17 protein-coding genes and 1 pseudogene are annotated in these 16896 nt (G+C 64.6%); 9 read left to right on the top strand and 9 right to left on the bottom strand.

Annotated elements, in window-relative coordinates; genetic code table 11:
- Nucleotides 1-22: 22 nt before the first annotated feature.
- The 8 genes from ACEN42_RS33385 to ACEN42_RS33350 all read right to left on the bottom strand — a co-directional run bounded on the left by ACEN42_RS33385 (nt 23) and on the right by ACEN42_RS33350 (nt 7580).
- The gene (locus ACEN42_RS33385; RefSeq protein ID WP_371882932.1) at nt 23-817 is read right to left on the bottom strand and encodes a 3-ketoacyl-ACP reductase; all 795 of its coding nucleotides are present in this window, start codon (nt 815-817) and stop codon (nt 23-25) included.
- Nucleotides 793-2058: a TRAP transporter large permease gene (locus tag ACEN42_RS33380; protein ID WP_187603352.1), complete on the bottom strand. Its 1266-nt coding sequence runs from the start codon at nt 2056-2058 to the stop codon at nt 793-795. Before ACEN42_RS33380 ends, ACEN42_RS33385 begins: the two co-directional genes overlap by 25 nt.
- Nucleotides 2055-2615 carry a TRAP transporter small permease gene (locus tag ACEN42_RS33375; RefSeq protein WP_371882931.1) on the bottom strand — a complete coding sequence of 187 codons (561 nt, stop codon included), beginning with the start codon at nt 2613-2615 and terminating at the stop codon, nt 2055-2057. The genes ACEN42_RS33380 and ACEN42_RS33375 overlap by 4 nt, the downstream gene beginning before the upstream one ends.
- A 23-nt stretch (nt 2616-2638) precedes the next feature.
- Complete coding sequence (locus ACEN42_RS33370; protein ID WP_187603354.1) at nt 2639-3622, bottom strand: TRAP transporter substrate-binding protein; 984 nt, start codon at nt 3620-3622, stop codon at nt 2639-2641.
- 248 nt (nt 3623-3870) lie between these two features.
- Complete coding sequence (locus ACEN42_RS33365; RefSeq protein WP_371882930.1) at nt 3871-4905, bottom strand: LacI family DNA-binding transcriptional regulator; 1035 nt, start codon at nt 4903-4905, stop codon at nt 3871-3873.
- Between the two features lie 72 nt (nt 4906-4977).
- A complete protein-coding gene (locus ACEN42_RS33360; RefSeq protein WP_250484402.1) occupies nt 4978-5793 on the bottom strand; it encodes a shikimate dehydrogenase in 816 nt (271 codons plus the stop codon).
- Entirely contained in the window at nt 5790-6836 is a 1047-nt protein-coding gene (locus ACEN42_RS33355) for a Gfo/Idh/MocA family protein (RefSeq protein ID WP_371882929.1), read from the bottom strand. The genes ACEN42_RS33360 and ACEN42_RS33355 overlap by 4 nt, the downstream gene beginning before the upstream one ends.
- Before the next feature lie 84 nt (nt 6837-6920).
- On the bottom strand, nt 6921-7580 hold the full coding sequence (locus ACEN42_RS33350; RefSeq protein WP_187603358.1) for a TetR/AcrR family transcriptional regulator: 660 nt from the start codon (nt 7578-7580) through the stop codon (nt 6921-6923).
- Nucleotides 7581-7859: 279 nt separating this feature from the next.
- Between ACEN42_RS33350 and ACEN42_RS33345 the strand changes: the two genes are divergently transcribed.
- The 7 genes from ACEN42_RS33345 to ACEN42_RS33315 all read left to right on the top strand — a co-directional run bounded on the left by ACEN42_RS33345 (nt 7860) and on the right by ACEN42_RS33315 (nt 15135).
- On the top strand, nt 7860-8615 hold the full coding sequence (locus tag ACEN42_RS33345) for an enoyl-CoA hydratase/isomerase family protein (RefSeq protein WP_371882928.1): 756 nt from the start codon (nt 7860-7862) through the stop codon (nt 8613-8615).
- 115 nt (nt 8616-8730) lie between these two features.
- Entirely contained in the window at nt 8731-10071 is a 1341-nt protein-coding gene (locus ACEN42_RS33340) for an MFS transporter (protein WP_371882927.1), read from the top strand.
- A 45-nt stretch (nt 10072-10116) separates the two neighbouring features.
- Nucleotides 10117-11721, top strand: coding sequence for an acyl CoA:acetate/3-ketoacid CoA transferase (locus ACEN42_RS33335; protein ID WP_371882926.1), 1605 nt, complete (start codon nt 10117-10119; stop codon nt 11719-11721).
- The gene (locus ACEN42_RS33330; RefSeq protein ID WP_371882925.1) at nt 11718-12578 is read left to right on the top strand and encodes a shikimate dehydrogenase; all 861 of its coding nucleotides are present in this window, start codon (nt 11718-11720) and stop codon (nt 12576-12578) included. Before ACEN42_RS33335 ends, ACEN42_RS33330 begins: the two co-directional genes overlap by 4 nt.
- 16 nt (nt 12579-12594) lie before the next feature.
- Nucleotides 12595-13752: a dihydrodipicolinate synthase family protein gene (locus ACEN42_RS33325; protein WP_371882924.1), complete on the top strand. Its 1158-nt coding sequence runs from the start codon at nt 12595-12597 to the stop codon at nt 13750-13752.
- A gap of 20 nt (nt 13753-13772) precedes the next feature.
- Nucleotides 13773-14612 carry a sugar phosphate isomerase/epimerase family protein gene (locus tag ACEN42_RS33320; protein ID WP_371882923.1) on the top strand — a complete coding sequence of 280 codons (840 nt, stop codon included), beginning with the start codon at nt 13773-13775 and terminating at the stop codon, nt 14610-14612.
- Between the two features lie 34 nt (nt 14613-14646).
- Nucleotides 14647-15135, top strand: coding sequence for a MaoC family dehydratase (locus tag ACEN42_RS33315; protein WP_371882922.1), 489 nt, complete (start codon nt 14647-14649; stop codon nt 15133-15135).
- Between the two features lie 54 nt (nt 15136-15189).
- Here ACEN42_RS33315 and ACEN42_RS33310 read toward each other — a convergent pair.
- Nucleotides 15190-15426 (bottom strand): annotated as a pseudogene (locus tag ACEN42_RS33310) (NAD(P)/FAD-dependent oxidoreductase); the annotation flags it as partial.
- 434 nt (nt 15427-15860) lie between these two features.
- Here ACEN42_RS33310 and ACEN42_RS33305 point away from each other — a divergent pair.
- Entirely contained in the window at nt 15861-16265 is a 405-nt protein-coding gene (locus ACEN42_RS33305; RefSeq protein ID WP_371883215.1) for a DUF2384 domain-containing protein, read from the top strand.
- A complete protein-coding gene (locus ACEN42_RS33300) occupies nt 16262-16777 on the top strand; it encodes an RES domain-containing protein (RefSeq protein ID WP_371882921.1) in 516 nt (171 codons plus the stop codon). The genes ACEN42_RS33305 and ACEN42_RS33300 overlap by 4 nt, the downstream gene beginning before the upstream one ends.
- Nucleotides 16778-16896 lie beyond the last annotated feature (119 nt).

Below are 16896 nucleotides of genomic sequence, written 5' to 3'. Positions count from 1 at the left end.
GAGTTGAAAAAGGACGGAAACCTCACAGACGGGGAATGGACAACGCGCCGTCGATATTCAGCACGCTTCCCGTGGCGAATCCCATGCGCCCGGACGCGAGCGCCGCCACCGCCGAGGCGACGTCCTGCGGCGTGCCCCAGCGCTGCATCGGCACGATGCCGCCGGCGATGCGTTCGTCGTATTGCGCGGCGACGGATTCGGTCATCGGCGTGCGGATGATGCCGGGCCGCACCTCGAATACGCCGATGCCGAGCGCCGCGAGGCGCAGCGCGAAAAGCCGCGTGAGCATGCCGAGACCCGCCTTCGACATGCAGTATTCGCCGCGCTCGATGGACGCCAGCTCCGCGCTCACCGACGACACCGTGACGATGGCGCGCGCATGCTCGTTGCCGCTCGACGCCATGTGCCGCGCCACCGCCTGAGTGAGAAAAAACGTTCCCCGCATGTTGATGTCCACCACCCGGTCATAGGACAATTCGCCGAGTTCGAGCAGGTCGCCGCGCCGGTCGGCGGACACGCCCGCGTTGTTGACGAGACAAGCGAGTGGCCCGCACGACGCGACGATGCGCCCGACGAGCGCCGGATGCGCGGCGCTGTCGGCGAGATCGTGCCGCCAGAAGCCCGCGCGGCCGCCGTGCGATTCGACGGCGGCGCAGGTATCGTTCGCGCCGGTTTCGTCGATATCGACCAGCGCGAGGTCGAAGCCGCAGCGTGCCAGTTCCACCGCGATGGCCGCCCCGATGCCGCGCCGCGCGCCGGTCACGAGTGCGAGCGGCCGCGCCCGTTCGGGCGCTAGTACAAAAGACGAGGCAGCCATTCGGAGAATGCCGGCACGAAGGCGAGCAGCAGGATGGTGACGAACATGACGGCCATGAAGGGCAGCATCGGCCGGACCAGATTGACCATGCGGATATTGGCGACGCCGGTGACGATGAAGCAGGCCGTGCCGATCGGCGGCGTCACCAGCGAAATGCCGACGATGGCGATGGCGAGAATCGCGAAGTGAATGTCGCTGAAGCCCGCGTCCTGCGCGATGGGCAGGAACAGCGGAATCAGCAGGATGAGCGCGGGAATGCCGTCGAGCAGCGCGCCCAGCAGCCAGAACACCACGACGATGAACACCGTGAACACGATTTTGTGGCTGGTCAGTTGCGAGGCGAATTCCGCGACCTGTTCGCCCACCGAGTTGTAGGCCAGCATGTAGCCGAGAATCTGTGCGACGCCGACGAGCGACAGCACGATTGCGCTCGTGCGGCCCGCCTTGATCAGGATGCCGAGCCACGCGCGGCTGGGAATCGAGCGTTGCAGGAGCGTGATGATCGTCACGTAGGCGACCGCCGCCGCCGCCGATTCGGTCGCCGTGAAAAAGCCCATGAAAATGCCGCCGAGAATGATGATCGGCGCACCCAGCGCGGGAATGGCGAGCACGAACGCGCGGCCCAGTTCCGGCACGCTGAAGTGGACCGGCGCGACCGGCGGCTCCAGGCGCGCCCGGTACATGATGATGAGCATCTTCGTCACGCCGACCAGAATGGCGGGCAGCGTGGCCGCGAGAAAGAGCTTGGTGACCGACATGTTCGCCACCGTCGCGAGCACGATGATGGTGATCGACGGCGGAATCAGGATGCCCGTGCCCGCCGCTGCCGCGATGATCGCAGACGACCATTCCTTGCGGTAGCCGGCCTTTTCCATCGACGGGAGCATGGCGGAGCTGATCGCGGCGGCGTCGGCGTTCACCGAGCCGCTCAGGCCCGAGAACACCATCGTCGATGCCACCGCGCTCACGCCCAGTCCGCCCGGCACGCGGCCGACGAGCAGGTTCATGAAGTTGACGAGCCGGCCCGCCGAGCCGGAGTGGAACAGGATTTCGCCGGCGAGGATGAACAGCGGCACGGCGAGCAGCGTGAACGAGTCCACGCCGTGATACATCGCCTGCGCGATATTGGTGAGCGGCAGGCCCTGCATCAAGCCGTCGATGGTGCCGACCGCGCCCAGCGACGCGATGATCGGCGCGCCGGCGAGCACGAACAGCGCGAGCAGTCCGATGGTCAGAATCATTGCGTCCTCGTTTCGGTATGGCCGTGGCCGCGATGCGCGCCGTTGTCGAGATCGACGTGCGCCGCGAGGTCCCACGCATGCGCCGCGAGATGCACAAGCCCGAGCACGCTGCCCGCCGGAATTGCGGCGAACGAGATCCACTGCGCAATGCCGCTCGGCGTGAGCTGATTCAAGCCGAGTTCCGTGAACTGCCAGCCGCCCCACGCGAGCGCGACGAGCAGAAAACCCATCAGCAGCATCTGCACGAGCGAGGCAAACGTGAGCCAGCGGCCGCTCAGCTTGTCCTCGAACAGTTCGAAGGCGACATGCACCTTGTCGCGCACGCCCACCGCGATGCCGATGAACGTCATCCAGATCATCAGCGTGACGCTGATCTCGATGTTCCACGAAAGCGAAACGTGAAAGACGAAGCGGGACAGAATGCCCGCGAGCACGACGCAGAAGATCGCGAAAACCAGCACGGCGATCAGCAGATCTTCGGCGCTCGCGAGCACGCGAAACGCGCGGGTCTGATTGATGCCGTCGCGGTGCGCAGGCGAAAGCGGTTGAGGTTTCATGTCGGAGAACCTGTGGCTGAAGGTCAGAGATCCGGCAGATACGTCGCCAGTTCGGCGAAGTTCGAGCGGTACTTCGTGTAGATCGGCTTGACCGCCGTGCGGAACGCGGGAATGTTCGCGTCGTTGAAGGCCGCGCCGTTCTTCTTCGCTTCGGCGAGATACTTCGCGTCCGAAGCCATCCACAGTTCGCGCTCGTGCTGTTGCGCTTCGACGCCCGCCTGCTTCACGGCGTCGCGCTGTTTCGGGTCGAGCGCATCGAACCATTTCTTGCTGGCGAGCATCGGGTCGATGGAGAAGAAGTGATTCGTGTACGAGTAGTACTTGGCCACCTCGCTGTGATGCTGCTGCACGAAGAACGTGACGGAGTTCTCCGCGCCATCGACCACGCCTTGCTGCAGCGCGGAGTAGATCTGCGTGGTGTCGAGCGGCGTAGCCTGAGCGCCAAGCTGGTTGAAGGTGGCGATCATGATCTGATTGCCCTGCGTGCGTACTTTCAGGCCCTTGAGATCGTCCGGTTCGTGAACGGCGCGCGTGCGGTTATAGACGCTGCGCTGGCCCGAATCGAACCAGCCCAGCAGCACGAAGCCGAGCTTGTCCAGAATGCCCGCGTACGCCTGGCCGAGCGCACCGTCCTGCGCCGCGTACAGCGACTTGCGATCGGGAAAGGCGAAGGGCATCGCGAACAGTCCGAGACGCTTGTCGTAGCCTTCCAGATCCGCGACGTTCGTGACCGTGATTTCGAGCGTGCCGTTGCGCAACTGCTCGTTCATGCGCGTGTGCGAGCCGAGGACGCCGTCGGGAAACACGCGCGCGTCGAAGCCGGTCGATTCCTTCAGTTTCTTCGCCATCACGTTCTCGGTGATGACTTCGGGATTGTGGCGATCCACGACATCGCCGATACGGATGGTCTGTCCGTCCGCCAGCGCGAGGCGCGGCATATAGCCCGCGGCGGCGGACGCGGCGGCGAGGATCAGCAGCTTGCGGCGGGAGAGCAGGTAGTCACGCATGAATCGGATTCCTATGGTTTTCATGTCCGTATCGCACTGCCGTATCGCACTACGACGAAAGTGCACGGAGGAGCGGCTGGAACTGACCGGAAGGCTGCCGCATGAACACGTCGTTGACGTGTGTTAGATCGATCTACTATGGGCGTAGATTAGGGGCTGCGCAGACGTGACGCAAGCGGATTTTGCCTAAGGGAAACCCGAACCGGGCGGCTCGGGAAAGTTCGGACGATGAGAAAGCGAGCCTGTTTTCAGGGCTTGCCGCGCGCGCCGCAGGTTCCGCGCACGATGAGCACCGGCTCCGACACGATGCGCGTCGGCGTGCGCGATGGCTCCGTCATGCGCTTGAGCAGCAGGTCGGCGGCGGTCTGGCCGATCTCGTCCTGCAAGACCTGTACCGTGGTGAGCGGCGGCTCCCACAGCGCGGCTTCGGGGACATCGTCGAAGCCGACGACGCCGAAGTCCGCGCCCGGTTCGATGCCGTGCGCACGCAGGCCGAGCATCACGCCGAACGCGACGATATCGTTGCCGCACACGACCGCCGTCGGCGGATTCTTCAGGCGCAGAAGTTCGGTGATGATGCGCTTGCCGTCGGAGCGCGTGAGCGGCGACGGCACGATCAGCCGTTCGTCGAGCTTGATCTTCGCGGCGCGCAGGGCTTCGCGATAACCTTCGGCGCGGTCGCTGCCGGTGGAGGCGCGCATCACGCCGCCGATCATCGCGATACGGCGATGCCCGAGGCCGATCAGATGCGAGGTCGCGAGCGCCATGCCGCGCCGGTTGTCCACGCCCACGTAATCGGCCTGCAGGCCCGCCACATAGCGCGAGGCGAACACGCACGGAATGCCCCACGCGAGCACCTGACGCATCTGCGACGCCGTGGTGGACTCCGTCGGACAAACGATGAGACCGTCGATGTTGTGCTGCCGCACCGTATCGAGAAAGCGGCTTTGCCGTTCGAGCGATTCGTCGGTGTTGCCGAGCAGCGTGATGAAACCTTGCGTGCTCAGGCTCGCCTCGATGGCGCGCACGAGCATGGTGAAATAAGGATTGGCGAGATCGTTGACGACCACGCCGACCGTATGCGTCTGGTTGCTGCGCATGCCCGCTGCGTGGCGGTTATAGACATAGCCTTTGTGCTTGAAGGCCTCGAGCACGCGCTCGCGCGTAGCCTCGGAAATGCGCGGGCTGTTGCGCAGAACGAGCGAGACCGTGGCGCGAGACAGGCCGAGATCGTTGGCGATGTCCAGCAGCGTGACGGATGAACCTGGTTTGCCTCGGGACATTGGAACGGTCGATGAGTCGTATGCCCGGAGTGTATCCGAAACGGCCGGACGTTCCGCTGCCGGCGTCTTGCGTCACATCGGTGCGATGCCGAAGAACTCCGCGACGAGCTCCGCCTGATTCTCCAGCAGATGCCGGCCGAGATGGATGCGATGTCCGCGCTCTTCCGCCCGACAGAGCAGCGGCGTGCGCTCCGGCTTCATGATGATGTCGGCGACCAGCACATCGCGGCCGAGCCTGTCGATGGCGAACGGCAGCGGGTCGCCCGGCGCCATGCCGCACGGCGTGGCGTTCACCACCATATCGACGTCCTCGGGTTCGGCGCCGCCCGCGACGACGCGCACGTCCGGATACGCCCGCGCGATCTGCGCAACGAGCGCGTCCTGCTTCGCGCGATCCACATCGGTCAGTTGCAGCGAGCGCACGCCCGCGCGGGCGAGCGCATGCGCGAGCGCCTTTCCCGCGCCGCCCGCGCCCGCCTGAAACACCGCCATGCCGCGCGGCTCGTGGCCCTGTTTGCGCAGTCCGCGCGTGAAGCCTTCGCCGTCGTACATGTCACCTTCCCATTCGCCGTTTTCGGCGCGGCGCATGCAGTTGATCGCGCCCACTTGCTGCGCGGCGGGCAGCAGCCGGTCGACGAGTTCCGTCATCGCGATCTTGTGCGGCACGGTGACGACGATGCCGTCCAGATTGCCGACGGCCTTGAGTCCCGCGATCGCCGTCGCGAGCGAAGCCGCGGGAATCCGCATCGGCACGAGCACGGCATTGACGCCCATGCGCTGAAAGATGTCGTTGAACACGAGCGGCGAGCGTGCCTGCGCGATGGGATCGCCGACGATGGCGAAAAGGCGCGTATCGCCGGAGACGGCGGCATTGAGCGTGTGGGTCATGTTGGCGAGCCGGGCTTGACCGGCATGGGTCGACGATTCGCCGACGACGCGATGAGCGCATCGATCAGCAGGTGAACGGTGAGCGCGCTGCGCAGCGACGCAACCGGCTCGGCGCCGCGCGTGGCGGCATCGATGAAATTGGCCATGACCGCCCGATGCGCGTGGTGCGAGAAGGCCATCGGATTCGCACCCGAACCGAGGGACGCCGTTTCGCCTTCCTCGATCACGGAGCCGTCCATGTAATGCACGACGAGCCTGCCGCCGCTGAGCGTGGCGCTGCCGTTCGCACCGCTGATCTCGATGCGTTCGTCGAAGCCGGGATACGCCGCCGTGCTCGCGTGCAGCGACGCGACGCAGCCGCTGCCATAGCGCATGACGCCCGCGACCGTGTCCTCGCATTCCATGCGATGCGCGCGGCTGGTGATCGCGTAGGCGAACACTTCGTCGGGACAGCCGATGAGCCACAGGAACAGATCGAGCGTGTGAATGGCCTGCGTCATCAGCACGCCGCCGCCGTCGCGGGCGAGCGTGCCGCGCCCGGGTTCGTCGTAATAGGATTGCGGACGCCACCACGGCACCGCGACGCTCGCGCTGTGGATGTCGCCGAGGGCGCGCGCATCGAGCAACTGGCGCAGCTTGCGTGAGGCATCGCGCGTGCGATGCTGCAGCACCGTCGCCGCGACGATGCCGTGCCGCTCGCATGTGTCCGCCAGTTCGCTGGCGCGCGCGGTCGTGACATCGATCGGCTTTTCGATCAGCAGATGCTTGCCCGCCGCTGCGATCCTCGCGCCGAGTTCCAGATGCGTGTTCGGTGGCGTGAGCAGCAGCACGGCGTTCACGCGCGGATCGGCCAGCGCGGTGTCCAGATCGAGCGTGACGCGGGCGTGCGGCAGAGCATGTGCGAAGGCGCGCGCGCGGTCTTCGGAACGCGCGACGACATGGCGCACGGTCACCCGCTCCCGCAAGTCCAGAAGGCCCGCGAGATGCGGCGCGGATGCCATGCCCGCGCCCACGACGGCGATGCTGAAGGCGTTATCGCTCATGAATTGTCTCCGTACCGCGACAATAAGGTAGATCGATCTAATTGTCCAGCGCGCGGCACGTCCGCGATGCGCAAAAACGCTGGTTTACTTCGTGTATTTCGCGAGCACGACGCGCGAGAACGAGTTCATGAATTGCTCGACGCGCTCGAAGCCACCCGCGTCCTGGGCGAACACCGACAGGCTGTCGATCAGATGCGTGAGCAGGAAGATCAGGTCTTCCTTGGGCGTGTCGCGCTTGAGCTCGCCGCTGCGGCTCGCGTGCGCGACCGCGAACTCCACCGCGCCGTGGATTTCGGTGGTGAAGCCCGCGAGCGCGGCGCGCGCTTCGTCGGTGAGGACGTCGCTTTCGAGGCGCAGCCGGCCGATCAGGCTCCACGGCTTGCGCGTCTTGCCGGTGGGGTTGTACTTGCGAAAGAGATTGCGGTTGAAGGCGATTTCCGCCTGCACCTTTTCCTGCAAGGACATGGTTTCGTCGAGCCAGATATTCTTCTGACCTTCCGTTGCGCCGGCCACGTAATCCTTCACCACTTCCTCGACGAGACTGTTCTTGTTGCCGAAGTGATAGTGGATGTTGGTCGTCGTGATGCCGAGTTCCTTCGCGATCACGCCGAACGTCGTCTTGTGATAACCGTGCGCGATCAGAAGCCGCTTGGCCACGTCCTTGATGCTGTCGTACATGGAGGAACGCTGCCGGGTCGCTGGAGCCGTCTTGTCGGTTTTCGCGGGCTTCTCGGTCTGACTCAAGGTTTTCCCTCGGTGAGGATCGGTGTGGTGACTAAGCCTCATACGGGGCGAAGCAACGGCTGATTTTACACGACCCCTATCGGTCGGCCGCTTTCCTGCGTGTGCTTCGAGCGTCTTCCCATCCGCTGTGTCGCCTCGCATTTTTCCCTCCTCGAAATTCCCGTTGCGCAACGTTTGAGATTGATGTTAATGTCCGCTCAAGCTACTTACTAGTAAGTAAGTATAAGGGAAAACACGAAAGGGACATGACGGCCGCGGCAGTCGGCAAAAGGAGGCGCGATGCAGGAACAGATACTGATGCGCAAGCACGGCGCGGTGGCGGAGATCGTCATCAACCGGCCGGAGAAGATGAACGCGATCACGCCCGAGATGACGCAGACGCTCGTCGGCATCCGGCAGGACATCGAGCGCGACGAGACGGTTCGCGTGGTGCTGCTGCGCGGCGAAGGCGAACGCGCGTTCAGCGCGGGCAGCGATCTGCATTCGCTCAAGACGTACCGGAGCGCGTGGGAATTCCGCGCGCGCACCGATTACGCGATGGTCGTGCGCGATTTCACGAAGCCCGTGGTCGCCGCACTGAAGGGCTGGGTGCTCGGAGGCGGACTGGAAATGATGCTCGGCGCCGATATCCGCGTGGCCGGCCGGAGCGCGAAGTTCGGCGCGCCAGAAGTGCTGCGCGGCTGGGTGGGCGGCGGCGGCGCCTCGCAGATGCTGCCGCGTCTGGTCGGCTACGGACAGGCGATGCGCCTCCTGCTGACCGGCGACACCATCGATGCGGACGAGGCACGCAGTATCGGCCTGGTCGAGATGGTGGTGGGCGACGAGGCCGTCGTCGATCACGCCATGTCGCTGTGCCGCAAGATGGCCGAGTTCAGCCCGATCGCCACGCAGTCGGTGAAGGCAGCGGTGCGCGCGGCGCTCTCCATGAGCGTGGACCAAGGCATCCGCTACGAGAACGAACTCACCTCGCTCTGCTTCGCATCGGGCAATTACGAGGAGGGCGCCAACGCGTTCGGCAATCGCGGCCGGACCTGATTCACGAGATCGACACGATCGAGACGATCAGCAGCGAAACCGTCAACGGATGCCGTGACCTTCAGGCGCGCGGCATCGCACACGAGATCAGACAAGAAAAGCAGGAGACAGCGCCATGCAACCAGCACTCGCGCGGGCAGACCGCAGGAACATCCGGCGCGCCGTATTCGCGTCCACGCTCGGAACCATCATCGAATGGTACGACTATGGGCTTTATGCGGCGGCATCGGGCCTCATCATCAACAAGCTGTTCTTTCCGCATTTGTCGTCGCTGGCGGGCACGCTCGCCGCGTTCGCGACGTTCGCGGTGGGCTTCATCATCCGGCCGCTGGGCGGCATCGTCATTTCCCACATCGGCGATAAATACGGCCGCAAGCCCGCGCTCGTGTTCTGCGTGACGATCATGGGCGCGGCGACCGTCGGCCTCGGGTTGTTGCCGACCTGGCAGCAGGCGGGCATCCTCGCGCCAATTCTGCTCGTGCTCTTGCGCATGATGCAGGGCTTCGGCGCGGGCGCGGAACTCGCGGGCGCGATCACGCTGATCGCCGAATACACGCCGCCGAGCCGGCGCGCATTCTTCACGTCGATTCCGAACGCCGCTACCAACTTCGGCGTGATGATCGCCATCGCCACCTTCCTGATGATTTCGTACGTGCCCGAAGACATTCTCTTCTCGTGGGTGTGGCGCGTGCCGTTCCTGTTGTCGCTCGCGCTGTTCGGCGTCGCCATCTACATTCGTTCGAAACTCGACGAAACGCCCGAGTACGTCGCCGCGATGGAGAAGGCGAGCGAGAAGGCCAAGGCCGCGAAAGTGCCCGTGGCCGAACTGTTCCGCAAGAGCCGGCGCGAACTGCTGTGCGGCTTCTTCGCGATGGGCGGCCATCAGGCGCTGTCGTACGTGCTCAACACCTTCGCGCTGAGCTACATGACGAACACCGTGGGCATGGCGAAGGCGGACAGTTTAGTCGTGCTTATCATCGCGCTCGGCTTTTCGCTGTTCTGCGCGCCCGTCGGCGGCATGCTCGCGGACAAGTACGGCAGCGGCAACGTATTCGCCGCCGGCGCGATGATCGCGCTCGCCCTCGTGTGGCCGCTCTTCCAGGCGATCGATTCGAAGGACGTCGTGCTCGCCACCATCGCGATGAGCGCAGTCTACGGCATCAGCTGGGGCTGCACCTGCGGCGCGCAGGGCGCGTTCCTCTCCAACCTGTTTCCGACCCAGTACCGCTTTTCCGGCATCGCCATGTGCCGCGAGTTTTCGGGCGCGTTCATCGGCGGGCCGACGCCTTTCATCGCGACGGCGCTGGTCGCCTATGCCGACGGCAAGCCGACCTACGTGATGCTGTACCTCGCCGCGTTCTGCCTGTTCACGCTGATCGCCGCGCTGCTCGGCAAGCATCTTTCGCGTCACCGCGACGACGAGCAGGTATTCGCGGAATCGCGCTCGGCGGCTTAGCAGCGGCACGCATCGACAGACACAGAAAACACCGGAGCAGAGAACATGCAAATTTTGACCGCCGACCAGGCTGCATCCCTCCTGAAGGACGGCGACACGTTGATGATCGGCGGATCGGGAAGCGGACACGCCGTGCCCGAATCGCTCATCGAGGCGCTCGAGCGCCGCTTTCTCGCGCAGGGCGAGCCGCGCCGGATCACGTCCGTGCATCCGGTCGGTCTCGGCGATCGCGGCGAGCGAGGCGCATCGCGGCTCGCGCATGCGGGACTGCTCAAGCGCGTCGTGTGCGGCACGCTGGTCGATTCGCCGGCGCTCGCGCAGATGGCGCTGAACAAGGAAGTCGAAGCGTGGACGCTGCCGCAGGGTGCGCTGTCGCAACTCACGCGCGAAATGGCGGCGGGAAGGCCGGGACTCGTCAGCCACGTCGGCCTGCATACCTTCGTCGATCCGCGCAACGGCGGCGGCCTGCAAGGTGCGCCGAGCGACGACGAGCTCGTGAGCCTGATCGAGATCGAAGGGCGCGAGTGGCTGTTCTACAAGCCTTTCGAAGTCGATGTCGCGTTTCTGCGCGGCACGACCGCCGACGAAGACGGCAACGTATCGATGGAGCACGAAGCCGTGTTCGCCGACATGCTTTCGATGGCGCAGGCGACCCGGCGCAACGGCGGCCTCGTGATCGTGCAGGTCAAGCGGCTCGCGCGGCGCGGCACGTTGCCCGCCAAGACGGTGAAGATTCCCGGCATGCTGGTGGATGCGGTGGTCGTCGAGCCGGATCAGCCGATGACCTACCAGACCGCCTACGATCCCGCCTTCACCGGCGAACTGCGCATCCCGCTCGGCGGCTTTCCGCGCCTGCCGCTCGACGAACGCAAGATCATCGCGCGGCGTCTGGCGATGGAACTGCGCGTCGGCGCGGTGTGCAACGTGGGTTCCGGCGTGTGCACGGGCATCGGGCTCGTCGCGGCGGAAGAGGACGTGCTGCATCACATCGTGCTGACCAACGAGCAAGGGCTGATCGGCGGCGCACCTGCCGCGGGTCGGGACGCGGGCGCGGCGCGCAACTACAGCGCCATCGTGGACATGCCCTATCAGTTCGATTTCTACGATGGCGGCGGCATCGACATCGCGTTTCTTTCCGCCGTGGAAATCGACGCGCGGGGCAGCGTGAACATCAGCCGCTTCGCGAACAAGCTGATCGGTGTGGGCGGGTTCATCAACATCAGCCAGAACGCGCGCAAGATGGTGTTCGGCGGCACGTTCACGGCGGGCAGCCTGCAAGTGTCGTGCGAAGGCGGGCAGTTGCAGATCCTCAAGGAAGGCGCGCACCGCAAGTTCGTGTCGAAGCTTCAGCAGGTGTCGTACAGCGGGCCGTACGCGCGGGAACGCAACCAGACGACGCTCTTCGTCACCGAGCGCGCGGTGTTTCGCGCCATCGAGGGTGCGCTGGAACTGATCGAGATCGCGCCGGGCATCGATGTCGAACGCGACGTGCTCGCGCACATGGCGTTCCGCCCGGTCATCTCGCCCGATCTCAAGCTGATGGACGAACGCCTGTTCCGCCCCGAGCCGATGGGCCTCGCTGCCGCGATGGACGCACAGTCGTGGCCGCGTCATGCGCGCCTCGCCGGTTTCGCGGAGGGACAGCGGTGACGCCACCAGCCACGCGCAAGCATCGCATCGGCGGGGCGACGCGCTTGTTCGGCATCGTCGGCAATCCGGTGACGCAGGTGAAAACGCCGCAATTGATGAACGCGCTGTTCGAAGCGGGCGGCATCGATGCGGTCTGCCTGCCGTTCGATGTCCCCGTGAATGTGTTCGAGCCGGCCGTCGCCGGGCTTCAGGCGCTCGGCAACGTCGACGGGCTCGTCGTCACGGTGCCGCACAAGGTGCGCGCCATGTCGATGGTCGATGAAGTCTCCGACACCGCCCGCCGCGTCGGCGCGATCAATGTCATGCGCGAGCGTCCCGACGGAAGCTGGTTCGGCGACATGTTCGACGGCACCGGCCTCGTGCTGGGCCTGAAGCGCATCGGTTTCGAGGTGCGCGGCAAGCATGTGAAGCAACTCGGCGCGGGCGGCGCGGGCGCGGCGGTGGCGCATGCGCTGGCGGAAGCGGGCGCGGCGAGCATCGCGCTTGCCGATCCGCAGCGCGAGTTGCCCGAGCAACTGGCGGCGCGGCTGAACCGGTTCTATCCGGGCTGCGCGGCGAGCGTCGATATCGATCCGGCGAATCTCGCGGGCATCGATCTGCTCGTCAACTGCTCGCCGGTCGGCATGCGGCCGGGTGACGGCATGCCCGCGGCGTTCGGCGCGTTCTCGCCGGCGCTTCAGGTGGTCGACATCATCATGACGCCCGCCGAGACCCCGCTGCTCGAACATGCGCGGCAGTGGGGCTGCCGCGCGACCAACGGCCGGCCGATGATCGAAGGACAACTCGCAGCGTTCGCGACGTTCTTCGGCATCGAAATGCCCGCCTCGTTTTCATGTTTCTCCGACGAGCACGCCTGAGCGCGCCACCACCATCATGCAAATCGTTCTTCCGGCCGCTTCCGGCCAGTTCGACACCTACACGCTCAAGGGCGACCCGATCGGCGGTGCGTCGGCGGGCGCGACGTTCAACCGCATCGCGTATTCGGCGGCGCATGTCGTCGCCGATCCGCATCGCAGCGGCGAATTGAATCAGCCTGCCGCGCTCGACTGGCCGCGCACCATCGAATACCGGCGCTATCTGATCGGGCAGGGCCTCGGCATTGCCGAAGCGATGGATACCGCGCAGCGCGGCATGGGTCTATCGTGGGAAATCGCGCTCGAACTCGTGCAACGCACGATGGCCGAAACGCGCGACATGCCTAACGCGCTGATCGCGTCGGGCTGCGGCACCGACCATCTTCCCGCGCATGCGGCGACATCGTGCGATGACGTGATTCGCGCCTACGCGATGCAGCTCGACGCCGTTCAGCGCACCGGCAGCCGCGTGATCCTGATGGCGAGCCGCGCGCTCGCACGCGTGGCGCGGCACCGCGACGACTACCTGCGGGTCTACCGCGAAGTGCTTGCGATGTGCGAACAGCCCGTGATTCTGCACTGGCTCGGCGACATGTTCGATCCCGAGCTCAAGGGCTATTGGGGCAGCGACGACCTCGACGAAGCCGCCGATACCTGCCTCGCGGTGATCGCGGAGAACGCGCACAAAATCGACGGCATCAAGATTTCGCTGCTCGACGATGCGCGCGAGATCGCGTTCCGCCGCCGTCTGCCCGAAGGCGTCAAGATGTATACGGGCGACGACTTCAACTACCCGTCGCTCATCAAGGGCGACGAAGCGGGCTTTTCGCACGCGCTGCTCGGCATTTTCGATGCGATCGCGCCCGCCGCGTCGCAGGCGCTCGCCGCGCTCGCCAGCGGCGATATCGGGCGATACGAGCGCGTGCTCGAACCCACGGTCGCGCTCTCGCGGCACATCTTTCGCGCGCCGACGCAGTACTACAAGACGGGCGTCGTCTTTCTTGCGTACCTGAACGGATTCCAGCCGCACTTCTTCATGCCGGGCGGCCATCATGGCGCGCGTCCGCCGCTCTACCTCGCGGATGTGTTCCGTCTCGCCGATGCCGCCAACCTCCTGCGCGATCCGGAGCTCGCGGTGCATCGCATGCGGCTCGTCATGCAGACTTTCGGCCTGTGAACGATGCAAGGGAGCGCGAGATGGATTCACTAAAACGATGCGCCATCAATACCGCGACGCTCGGACATCGCGAATCGCTCGATGTCACGCTGGAGCGCATCGCGCGCGCGGGCTTCGGCGGCGTCGCGCCGTGGCGGCACGAGGTCGAGGCAATCGGCGCACAAGCGGTCGCGCGCCGGCTTAGCGCGCTGCAACTCACGGTCACCGGCTATTGCCGCTCGACGTATCTGACCGGCGCGACGCCAGCGGACCGGCGCGCGAGCATCGACGGCAATATCGCGGCGCTGCACGATGCCGCCGAACTCGACGCGCGCTGTTTCGTGCTCGTCGTCGGCGGCGTGAACGCGAACGGCCGCGATCTGGCGGGCGCGCGTGCTCAGGTCGACGAGGGCATCGCGCGTTTGCTCGAAGAGGCGCGCAAGCTGAAGGTGCCGCTTGCCATCGAGCCTTTGCACCCGATGTACGCGGCGGACCGTTCCGTCGTCAACACGATCGGGCAAGCGCTCGCGATGTGCGAACGCATCGCGCCGGACGATCCGTCGATGCTGGGCATCGCCATCGACGTGTATCACTGCTGGTGGGACCCGCTGCTGTCGGCGTCGATCGCGGCGGCGGGCCGCGCCCGGCGGATTCTTGCGTATCACGTGTGCGACTGGCACGCCGACACGAAGGACATGTTGATGGATCGCGGCATGATGGGCGACGGCGTCATCGATCTGGCGGGCTTCCGGCGCGAGATGGAAGACGCAGGCTACGCCGGCATGATGGAAGTCGAAATATTTTCGCGCGACCGATGGTGGAAGGTCGCGCCGGACGAAGTGCTGGCCGTATGCGCGCAGCGCCTGCAATCGGTTTGCTGACGACAACAGAGACGACAGAGACAAGAGACAGAACATGACCCAGGCAATCAACGAAGACGCGCGCACGGGACGTCTGCTTCCGGCGGGCAAATACGACCTCAACGACATCGAGCCCGGCGATCACTACGTCACCTCGGGGATGACGGTAACGGAGTCACACGTCGTCAACTACGCGGGCGTCTCGGGCGATCTGTACGACCTGCATATGGACGACGTCGCCGCGCAGGAGGCGGGCTTTCCAGGACGTATCGCGCATGGATTGCTCGGACTCGCGCTGGCCGACGGCCTCAAGACGCGCAGCGACGTCCGCTTCAGCGCACTCGCGACGTTGAGCTGGAACTGGGCGTTTCGCGCGCCGCTGATGATCGGCGATCGAATTCAGGTGCGTATCGAAGTCGTCGAGAAGCGCGTTACCAAACGAACCGACCGCGGCATCGCGACGTTGAAGCTGACTGTGTTGAATCAGCACGAAGCGGTGCTTCAGGACGGGCAAACGCTGTTGCTGATGGCGAATCGGGATTAGCGTATCGGTCAACGCATTCCGCACGGCGAGTTCGTGTTTTTGCCGTTCGCTCGATCAGAACCGATCCGCACGAAACGGACGCGGGTGCACGAGCGGATGCTCGCCGGTCATCATCGCGGCGATGATCCGTCCGGTGATCGGGCCGAGCGTGAGCCCGTGATGCGCGTGACCGAAGGCGAACCGCAAATTTGCATGGCGCGGCGCCGGGCCGACCACAGGCATTATGTCAGGCGTGCATGGTCGGCGCCCGAGCCAAGGCTCGGCGTCGAGGCGCCCGCCGAGCGGGAACGACCGTGTAGAAGGCCGTCGTGGAACTGGACAAATCGCTCGCCGTCAGGCTGCTGCCGCGTTCGGCGCGCGTTCACTGCACGTTGGAAAAGGTCAACGGCGCGAGCGGTGGAGTTCTCGGCAATTCGAAACGGTGTCGGGATAACCTATGGAGTTTACATAAATAGTATTATCGAATTTTAAGTATGCAGATATATGAGAAGACACGCCGGATTGCCGTGCATGGTTTCACGTGAAATTTCGGACATGCGTGCGGTGTAAATGCACAATCAATGCACTGCTCCAACCCTTTATTACCGTATTCTGGCCGGATCTCGCTCCGATAGCCGCCGAGGCGCACATACATGCCGGGCGACAAGGGAACCCTAGTTTTCGCGCTGTATGGTGGCATCGATTTTTATGCTAAAATTGTGCAAATTATGTGCTTGTGGCGAACCATGAACTCGGATGCCAGTGCAATTCCCAATGCGGACGTGAGCTTTGACCGTTTCATGGCCTCATTACGCGATCCCGAAGACCCGGCTCCGATTGTCTCCGCTCGACGCTTCGGCGAGGCCTTGCATATCGACTTGCAAACCCTTGCCCAGCAAGCCCACGTACATCGGAACACGATCAGCCGGCAGCCTGCAGCCGAGAGCGTGCAACGATTCCTGCGCGACGCTCTGCGGGTCATTCGCGCGGCGACGGATATCTCAGGCGACGTCACGAAGGCGCTGTTCTGGTATCGAAACGAACCGCTGCCCGTGTTCAACTACAAAACCGCCGAGCAATTGGTGTCTGAAGGCCGGGCCGACGACGTCCTTCGCTACGTTTCATCGCTAGAGGCGGGCGCGGCAGGATGATCCTCAGAGAATTGGCCGGGGTAACTGTCTATCGGATGCATGTTCCCAGGTGGGCTGTCGCGCCGACAAGTGGAGCGGGAGCCGGAGCGCATGGCGGGCGCGCGAATCGTGTCGGGCTCAATGCGCTCTATTTGGCCTTGGACCACGACACGGCCATCAGCGAGTATCAGCAGCTATCGTCCTTGATGCCACCGGGGACGTTGGTCAGCTACAACCTCACGGCCGCTCCGGTTGTCGATTTCACTGGCGGATACGAGAGCGGAAAGTGGTCTCCTTTGTGGGAGGATTTCTATTGCGACTGGCGCCACTGTTGGTTCAATGAACGGATCGAGCCGCCCAGCTGGATGCTTGGCGATGAGGTCGTCGCGAGCGGTGCCAAGGGTATCCTTTTCAAATCACGACTGACCCCTGACGGTACGAACCTCGTTCTCTACACGGAGCATCTTGACTCTACAGACCATCTCGACGTCTACGATCCACATAACGCTCTGCCGAAAAACCAGTCTTCTTGAGATTGAGCTTCACAGAGCTCGACGGAAATCGGGACATCGTGCGCCCTTTCCTCCCCAACGGAATCAATATCAATGCGACATCTAGGGTCGAACATGCCTGGTGCGGTCGACGGTTTGGC

The sequence above is a fragment of the Caballeronia sp. S22 genome, from assembly GCF_964261745.1.
In the GTDB taxonomy this organism is placed as follows: domain Bacteria; phylum Pseudomonadota; class Gammaproteobacteria; order Burkholderiales; family Burkholderiaceae; genus Caballeronia; species Caballeronia jiangsuensis.
This window is presented reverse-complemented; position numbering and strand designations above follow the sequence as displayed.

Bases quoted from the DNA above. Each gene is read 5' to 3' on its own strand.
- ACEN42_RS33340 (WP_371882927.1), top strand. From the start codon at position 8,731: ATGCAACCAGCACTCGCGCGGGCAGACCGCAGGAACATCCGGCGCGCC.
- ACEN42_RS33365 (WP_371882930.1), bottom strand. From the start codon at position 4,905: ATGTCCCGAGGCAAACCAGGTTCATCCGTCACGCTGCTGGACATCGCC.
- ACEN42_RS33360 (WP_250484402.1), bottom strand. From the start codon at position 5,793: ATGACCCACACGCTCAATGCCGCCGTCTCCGGCGATACGCGCCTTTTC.
- ACEN42_RS33370 (WP_187603354.1), bottom strand. From the start codon at position 3,622: ATGCGTGACTACCTGCTCTCCCGCCGCAAGCTGCTGATCCTCGCCGCC.
- ACEN42_RS33345 (WP_371882928.1), top strand. From the start codon at position 7,860: ATGCAGGAACAGATACTGATGCGCAAGCACGGCGCGGTGGCGGAGATC.
- ACEN42_RS33355 (WP_371882929.1), bottom strand. From the start codon at position 6,836: ATGAGCGATAACGCCTTCAGCATCGCCGTCGTGGGCGCGGGCATGGCA.
- ACEN42_RS33375 (WP_371882931.1), bottom strand. From the start codon at position 2,615: ATGAAACCTCAACCGCTTTCGCCTGCGCACCGCGACGGCATCAATCAG.
- ACEN42_RS33380 (WP_187603352.1), bottom strand. From the start codon at position 2,058: ATGATTCTGACCATCGGACTGCTCGCGCTGTTCGTGCTCGCCGGCGCG.
- ACEN42_RS33385 (WP_371882932.1), bottom strand. From the start codon at position 817: ATGGCTGCCTCGTCTTTTGTACTAGCGCCCGAACGGGCGCGGCCGCTC.
- ACEN42_RS33305 (WP_371883215.1), top strand. From the start codon at position 15,861: ATGAACTCGGATGCCAGTGCAATTCCCAATGCGGACGTGAGCTTTGAC.
- ACEN42_RS33320 (WP_371882923.1), top strand. From the start codon at position 13,773: ATGGATTCACTAAAACGATGCGCCATCAATACCGCGACGCTCGGACAT.
- ACEN42_RS33300 (WP_371882921.1), top strand. From the start codon at position 16,262: ATGATCCTCAGAGAATTGGCCGGGGTAACTGTCTATCGGATGCATGTT.
- ACEN42_RS33315 (WP_371882922.1), top strand. From the start codon at position 14,647: ATGACCCAGGCAATCAACGAAGACGCGCGCACGGGACGTCTGCTTCCG.
- ACEN42_RS33335 (WP_371882926.1), top strand. From the start codon at position 10,117: ATGCAAATTTTGACCGCCGACCAGGCTGCATCCCTCCTGAAGGACGGC.
- ACEN42_RS33325 (WP_371882924.1), top strand. From the start codon at position 12,595: ATGCAAATCGTTCTTCCGGCCGCTTCCGGCCAGTTCGACACCTACACG.